This is a genomic window from Amycolatopsis sp. NPDC034160 (assembly GCF_055575355.1).
In genome coordinates this window covers 369,262-376,549 of the sequence record NZ_JBVISU010000005.1, presented here as the reverse complement: position 1 = coordinate 376,549, position 7,288 = coordinate 369,262, and the positions used below count along the sequence as shown (strand labels likewise).

At 67.1% G+C, this 7,288-nt stretch carries 4 protein-coding genes; all 4 read right to left on the bottom strand.

The features are described 5' to 3' along the window. Positions 1–114: 114 nt before the first annotated feature. The gene (locus ACZ54P_RS15010) at positions 115–1,410 is read right to left on the bottom strand and encodes a ricin-type beta-trefoil lectin domain protein (protein ID WP_465462093.1); all 1,296 of its coding nucleotides are present in this window, start codon (positions 1,408–1,410) and stop codon (positions 115–117) included. A gap of 26 nt (positions 1,411–1,436) precedes the next feature. Then, positions 1,437–3,140, bottom strand: coding sequence for a ThuA domain-containing protein (locus ACZ54P_RS15005; RefSeq protein ID WP_465462092.1), 1,704 nt, complete (start codon positions 3,138–3,140; stop codon positions 1,437–1,439). A 78-nt stretch (positions 3,141–3,218) separates the two neighbouring features. Beyond that, positions 3,219–5,732, bottom strand: a complete 2,514-nt coding sequence (locus tag ACZ54P_RS15000) for a PQQ-dependent sugar dehydrogenase (protein WP_465462091.1) — start codon at positions 5,730–5,732, stop codon at positions 3,219–3,221. A gap of 22 nt (positions 5,733–5,754) precedes the next feature. Continuing rightward, positions 5,755–7,212: a glycoside hydrolase family 10 protein gene (locus ACZ54P_RS14995; protein ID WP_465462090.1), complete on the bottom strand. Its 1,458-nt coding sequence runs from the start codon at positions 7,210–7,212 to the stop codon at positions 5,755–5,757. Positions 7,213–7,288: the final 76 nt, after the last annotated feature.

Sequence of the window (7,288 nt, the reverse complement as noted above, 5' to 3'; positions counted from 1 at the left end):
CCCGCCCACCGACCGGGTGGTGCGGTGGTCCGACCGTCCGGCGCTGTTCCCGTCCTTCACCGGCGGCCTGTTGCGGCCGCTGCCCGAATCGCCACTCACGACCAACTCGACCGGCTAGGCCTTGGCCCAGCGCTGGCCGGCGCCGCCGTTGCAAGTCGCCACGTGCACGGTCGCGTTGTTCGCGGTGCCGGTGACGTCGAGGCACAGTCCGGTTTGGACACTCGTGATCGTGCCGCTACTGGTGACGTTCCACTGTTGGTTGGCGCCGCCGTGGCAGTCCCAGATCTGTACCCGGGTGCCGGAGGTGGCGTTATTGGGCGCGTCCAGACATTTGCCCAGCACCTGCAGGGCCTGCCCGCTCTGCGCGAACTGCTGGTTGGCGTTGGTGTGGCAGTCCCAGACGATCAACTGGGAGCCGTTCGCCGAGTTCGCCCCGGTGACGTCCGCGCACCGGCCGGACGACTCGCCACGCAGCCGGAACGTGGTCGGCGTCGGCGTCGTGTCTCCGGTGAAGAACTTCCAGACCTCTCCCGAGGTCCAGGTCCGCCAGCCCTCACCACCGCCGTCGATGGGACCGGGGCCGTGACCTCCGTCGAACGCGGCCCAGACGACCGGATACCCGGCGCGGCACCCCGAGTAGTAGGTGGTGATGTGGGTTCGGCTGCCCACCGTGGGCTCACGCGGGTTTTGGGCGGTGCAGCCGTTGTTCCGGACGAACCTGTCCCGCAACGACCGTCCCTGCGAGATGTTGAGGACATTGTCGCTGATGCCGTGAATCCCCATGTACGCGATCGGCTGCGAGCCATCGCCGCAGCCGCTCAGCTGCGCGCCGGAATAGACCGCGACCGCACGGAACATGTTCGCCCGGCTGCAGGCGAGTGAGTAGCTCATGCCGCCGCCGTAGCTGAAGCCCAGTGCGAAGCGTTGTGCCGTGTCGACACACAGATCGTTCTCGATCAGCCTCGTCATGTCGTCGGTGAAGGTGATGTCCTGGCCGCCGGGATTGGCCCAGCCGTTGCCGTTGCCCTGGGGCGCGACGAAGATCGCGCCGTTGCCGGACAGCCGCCGCAGTCCGTAGTAGGACCAGTTGTAGCCGTCGGATCCGCCCGAGTCGACGTCGTTGGCGGTGCCGCCCCGCCAGTGATACCCGAAGATCAGCCGGTACTGAGTATTGTTGTTGTAGTTGTCGGGCAGCCTCAAGATGAAGGAACGGTTCTGACCACCGCTCTGAATCGTGCGCGTACCGCTGGTCAGGGTCGGGGTCTTGCCGCAGCCGGGTGACGCGGCGAGAGTGCCGGGATTCGTCGCCGGGGTGGACGGCACGGCGTCGGCCACGGTGAAACTGGCGAGAACCAGTGCCACGGCGGCGATCGGCGTCCACCATCGAAGAAAATCGTGCCGTTTTTTCATGGGCTTGCTCCTGTTCTCCACTGGGTTCAAGGCAGGGTCCAGCGCTGGTTGGCGCCACCGTGACAGGGCCAGATGATCAGCTGGGTACCGTCGGCCGAGCCGGCTCCGTTGGCGTCGAGGCATTTACCGGACCGCGAGTTGACCAAGGAGCCGTTCGCCCCGGCCGTCCAGTTCTGCGCACCGCTGCCAGTGCAGGTGGACAGTTGCACCTGGGCACCGTTCGCGGTGCTGCCGCCTGCGACGTTCATGCACTTGGTCAACGCCCGCAAGGTGTCGCCGTTGACCGTCCATTGTTGTCGGGCCGCGCCGGTGCAGGTCCACAGCTGGATCTTCGTGCCGTCAGCGGTGCCGCCACCGTTGACGTCGACACATTTGCCGACGGTGGCGGTGATCGGTCCGGTGCGCGCGATGGGGCCGCCCAGCTCCTTGAGCCGGATGTCGCGGAAGGACACGTCGTCACCGGTGCCGTGATTCTGGATGCCGATATGGCCCGAGGTCAACGATCGCACCGGGTCGGTGTTGGTGAAATCGTTGATCTTCACGCCGTTCAGGAACACCTGCAGCCGCTCACCCTCGACGAGCAGCTCGAAGGTGTTCCACTCGCCCGGCGGGTTGAGCGCGGCGTCGCGGGCGGCGATGTCGGCGGCCTTGAACCCGTAGACCGAGCCGGTGGTCTTGTCCGCCGTGTCGGTGGCGTCGATCTGGACTTCGTACCCTTGGTCGAGCGCGGCGTCCGGGTCATTGCCCGCCGGGAAGCCGAGGATGACGCCGGAGTTGTCGTCGCCGGGCATACGCCAGTCCAGCTTGAGCGAGTAGGAGCGCAGCTCCTTGGCGCTGTACCAGAGCATGCCCATCCCGCCGGAGGAGGTCAGCGTGGCGTCACTGTTGCTGAAGCCACCCGGGCCGGCTTGGGACCAGCCGGTGGTGGATCCGTTGTACAGCGCGGCGTAGCCCGTCTCCGGACGGCAGTCCGCCTTGGTCCGGCCCGCCGCGTACCGGATGCCACCGAGCATCATGGACCGGAAGCCGGGCTCGGCGTAACTCGCCTGGGTATGGCCGTTTCCGGTATAGAACGAACGTCCATTTTGGAGTGTCTTGCACCAGGTGTACGGATGGTCGGCGCCCATCGAGCCACCGGAGTAGGTGGATTCGTCCAAAGTGGCCAGTACCCTGGCGCTGGAGCGGACGTTGGTCCGGAAGTCGTACCACTCGTCGGTCCGTGCCCAGGCGGGGGCGAAGTGCTGTGTGGCCTGGTGTGCCCGGTTCTCGATCCGCTGGGTGGCCTGCTGGATGGCCGGGTGCGAAGCGAAGTACGCGCCGACTAGTTCGCCGTAGAACGGCCAGTCGTGTTCGGTGTCGGACGCCGAGTGGACGCCGACATACCCGCCTCCACCCCGGATATAGGATTCGAACGCGCTCTGCTGGGTGGTGTTCAGCACGTCACCGGTGGTGTTGAGGAATACCACGGCCTCGTATCGAGCCAGGTTGCCGGCGTCGAACTGGTTGGCGTCCTCGGTGCTGGTCACGGTGAAGCTGTTGGCCGTGCCCAGTTCCCGGATCAGCTGGATGCCCGCCGGGATCGAGTCATGCCTGAAGCCGGCGGTCTTGGAGAACACCAGCACGTCATACGGCGTGTCGGCGGCGCTGACAGGTGGACTGGCACCGGTCGCGAGAACGACGAGCGCGGCGGCGGCCACGCTGAGCACGCGCCGGATGGACCTTTTCTTCATGCCGGGTCACTTCGCTTCCTGTGCGGGGTCACGGCAGCGTCCAGCGTTGGTCGGTGCCGCCGTGGCAGGTCCAGATGATCAGCTGGGTGCCGCCGCCGCTGACGTCGACACATTTGCCGCCGGGGCGGTGATCCGCCCGGTGCGGCCACCCGGCGAGGCGCCGAACGAGAACGCGTCCACGTCGAACAGGTAGCCGCTGCCGCCACCCGCGAACGTCAGGTAGATCGTGCTGGTGCCGGCCGGGACGCCGGTCAGGGTGGTGGAAACCTCGGCGAAGGTGTCCCAGCCGCCGGTGACCGGAACCGTCACCTTTCCGAGCACCGGCCCGGTCGGCGAACCGGTCCGCACGGACAGCGTGCCGCCCGTGCCGCCGGACGATACCCGGGCGGTGAACCGGGTCTCGCCCGCGAGTGCGTAGGGCTGGAACGCGATCCAGTCACCGTTGTGGATGTCGCCGACGGTCTTGCCGCCCTCCGCGGACGCCTTGTCGTAGAGGCCCGTTCCCGACTGGCCGGAGTGGTGCTCGGCTTGGCGGTGCCGCGGTTGCAGGACGTGCTGCGTATGGGTGGTCAGCGCCGGCTGGCCGTTCGCCCCGAGGTCGGTGTATTCGGCGTCGAAGACCGCGTAGAGATTCGCCGCCGTGTCGTGCTCACCGTCCACCGGGATCCGCAGCGTCCCCGAACAGCCGGTCCGTGAGGTGATCTTGTGTGCGTGGCTGTCATGGCCCAGCAGATAGCTGAGGGTCACCCGGCCGCAGTCGATCGTGCGGTCTTCCGGGTCCGAGACGGTGATCGTGTACGGCACGGTGTCGCCGAAGCTGAACAGGCTCCCGTTGACGGGTGTGGTCAGGGTGACCGTGGGTGCGGTGTTGCCGACGTTGACGAGCACACTGGTGTTGCCGGTGCGACCTCCGGGGTCGGTCACCGTCAGACTGACCGTGTACTGGCCGTTGCGGGTGTAGGTGTGGTTCGGATTGGCCGCTGTGGACGTGCTGCCATCACCGAAGTTCCACGCGTAGGCAAGCGCGCCGCCCTCGGGATCCGAGGAGCCGGCCGACGAGAAAGCGACTGTCAGCGGTGCCGCGCCGGACGTGCGGTCGGCGACGGCCCGCGCGGTCGGTGCCCGGTTTCCCGCCGGGTTGTACTCGATGCGATAGAGCGCCGAGCTGGCGTCACCGCTGCCCCAGCCGGTGCCATAGTCCAGCACGTACATGGCACCGTCCGGGCCGAAGGTGGAGTCCATGACCTGCGTGCCGCGCCACGGGAAGTCGTTGATCTGCCCGGCCGACCCGTCGGCGTCGACGTCGATGGTCTTGATCCAGCGCCTGCCGAACTCGGTGGCGAAGACGTGCCCGTGCAGCGCGGGCGGGAACTTGATCGACGACGGGTTGGCCGCGTCGTACCGGTACACCGGCGCGCTCATGGGCGACTCAGACCCGCAGCCGAACGCCGCCAGCGAGCAATTGTCGTACTTGATCCAGGCCGGGCGCGCGGCGGGCAGCGTGCTCAGCCCGGTGTTACGCGGAGAGTTGTTGACCGGTGCGGCGCAGGTGAACCGGGATCCGGACGGCCCGGACGGGAACGTGTAGTCCACATAGGCTTCCGCCGTCGTGTTGGCCCCGACGCAGTAGGGCCAACCGTAGTTGCCCGCCGAGGTGATCCGGTTGAACTCCACCAGGCCGGCAGGCCCGCGGGTGTTGCTTGCGGTACCGGCGTCGGGTCCGTAGTCGCCGAGATAGACCACGCCGGTGGCCTTGTCCACGTTCATCCGGAACGGGTTGCGGAAGCCCATCGCATAGATCTCAGGACGGGTCTTCGCGGTGCCGGGCGGGAACAGGTTGCCTGCCGGGCTCGAGTACGACCCGTCGGTGTTCACCTTGATCCGCAACACTTTGCCGCGGAGGTCGTTGGTGTTGCCGGCGCTACGCTGTGAGTCGAACACGGGGTTGCGGTTGGCGCGCTCGTCGATAGGGGTGTAGCCGTCCGATGCGAACGGATTCGAATCGTCCCCTGTGGACAGATATAGGTTGCCCGCCGCGTCGAAGTCGATGTCCCCGCCGACGTGGCAGCACATACCGCGGTTGGTCGGCACGTCCAGCACGGTCACCTGGCTGGCCATGTTCAGCGTGAAGTCGCTGTTGAGCGTGAACCGGGAGAGCCGGTCCACCCCGTTCCACGCGGAGAAGTCGAAGCCGTTGTCCGGGGCATCACCGCCCGGAGTGGACAGTGGGGGAGAGTAGTACAGGTAGATGAACCGGTTGGTGGCGAAGTTCGGGTCGGCCCCGATGCCCTGCAGGCCCTCCTCGTCGTGCGAGTAGACCTGCAGGGTGCCGATCACGGTGGTCGCCCCGGCGGCCGTGGTCCGCCGCAAGGTCCCGTTGCGGGAGGTGTGCAGTACCGAGCGGTCCGGTAGCACGGCCAGTGACATCGGTTCGCCCATTTCGGCTACCCCTCGGGCCAGTTCGACCTGCTGGAAGTCGGCGGGGTTGACCGCGTGGGCAATAGCTGGCGGAGCGGAGGCGATCATGGTCGCCGTCATGCCGGCGGCAATCAGGAGTGCGGCGGAGATCGCCGCTCTGAAACGCATTCTCATCGCGGGGTCCCATCCGTCCGGGCTAGACGCGCTGGAGCTGGAAGCGCTGGTTGGCGTTACCGGTGAAGGTCCACTGGGAAAGGCGTGCGCCATCGGCCGTGGACACCTCCCACACGTCCAGTGCCAGACCGCTCTGCCGGTTGACCAGGCTCACCACACCGTTGCCGTGGTCGGTCGCCTGCCACTGCTGGCTCGCGGTGTTCGCGTCCGGCTGTTGCGAGATGTCCGCACCACTGCTCGTGCCCGATACCTGGAGCATCAGGCCACTGTGCCGCGCCCGGATCCGGTAGTAGCCGCCGCCGGAGTCGAGGAAGTCGAACTGCTGATTCTGTCCGCTGGTGACCGTCCACTGCCGCAGGGTGGCACCGGCGGACGTGGACGAGTTGGCGATCTCGAGGGCCTTGCCGCTGTGCTGGGCCACCAGCCGGTACTGGACACCGACCTGGATCGGGCTTCCGGTGGTCGCCCCGTTCAGGGCGTTGAGGGTCGCGTCATAAGCCGGTTTCTTGTTGCCGCCGCGGTCGAACAGCAGTGGGTTCTCGTTCCCGCGCCAGGAGTCGCTGTCGCGTACCCCCCACGTGGTGATGCCGGTGCATCGCGCCACGTTCAAACAGGCCCGGACCGTGCTGGCGTACGAGTTCGGCGGCGCCTGCGCGATATCGAGCTCGGTGAGCTGCACGTCGACGCCGAGCGCGGCGAAACTGGACAGTGTCGTCTGGAAGTTGCTGGGCGGGCCGCCGCCGAAGTGCGACTGGAGGCCGACGCAGTCGATCGGCACCCCACGTGCCTTGAAATCCCTGACCAACCGGTAGACACCCTGTGTCTTGGGCGAGTTCCAGTCCTCGATGCTGTAGTCGTTGTAACAGAGTTTGGCGTTGGGATCGGCGGTGCGGGCGGTGCGGAAAGCCTCTTCGATGAACCCGTTGCCGAGCACATCGCGGAACACCGAGGAACGAAGCTGGCCGTTGCCGCCGTCGTCGAATGCCTCGTTCACCACATCCCACGAGTGGATCTGGCCGCGGTAACGGCCCGCGAGGGTGGTGATGTGGTGGTTCATCACGCTGCGCACGGTGTTGGCGTCACGGATCGCCTTGACCCAGTCGGGCAGCTGCGAGTGCCAGACCAGTGTGTGACCGCGAAGCTGCTTGCCCTGGGCGCGCGCGTGATTGACGATCTGGTCGGCCGGGCCGAAGGTGAAGTTGTTGCGGGATCGCTCGGTGGCGTCCCATTTCATCTCGTTCTCGGCGGTGATCGAGTTGAATTCCCGGTTGAGGATGGTCGTGTACTGCGAATCGCCCAGCTTGAAGGCGGCCACCGCGGCGCCGAAGTACCGGCCGGACTGGGCCGCCGCCGCGCCGAGGGTGGTCGCGGCATCGGCCACGCTCGGTACGAAGGTCACGGCGGTCGTGGCGGCGAGTGAGACGATCGCCGATCGGAGTAGCGGCCGACGCCGCCTGACGGAATGGATGTGCGGGGTCATGATTCTCCTGCGTCGGTGAAGGCTCTTTGCGGGCCCGGGAGCGCTCCCACACAAGGGCGGAAAGCTCCCAGGAGGT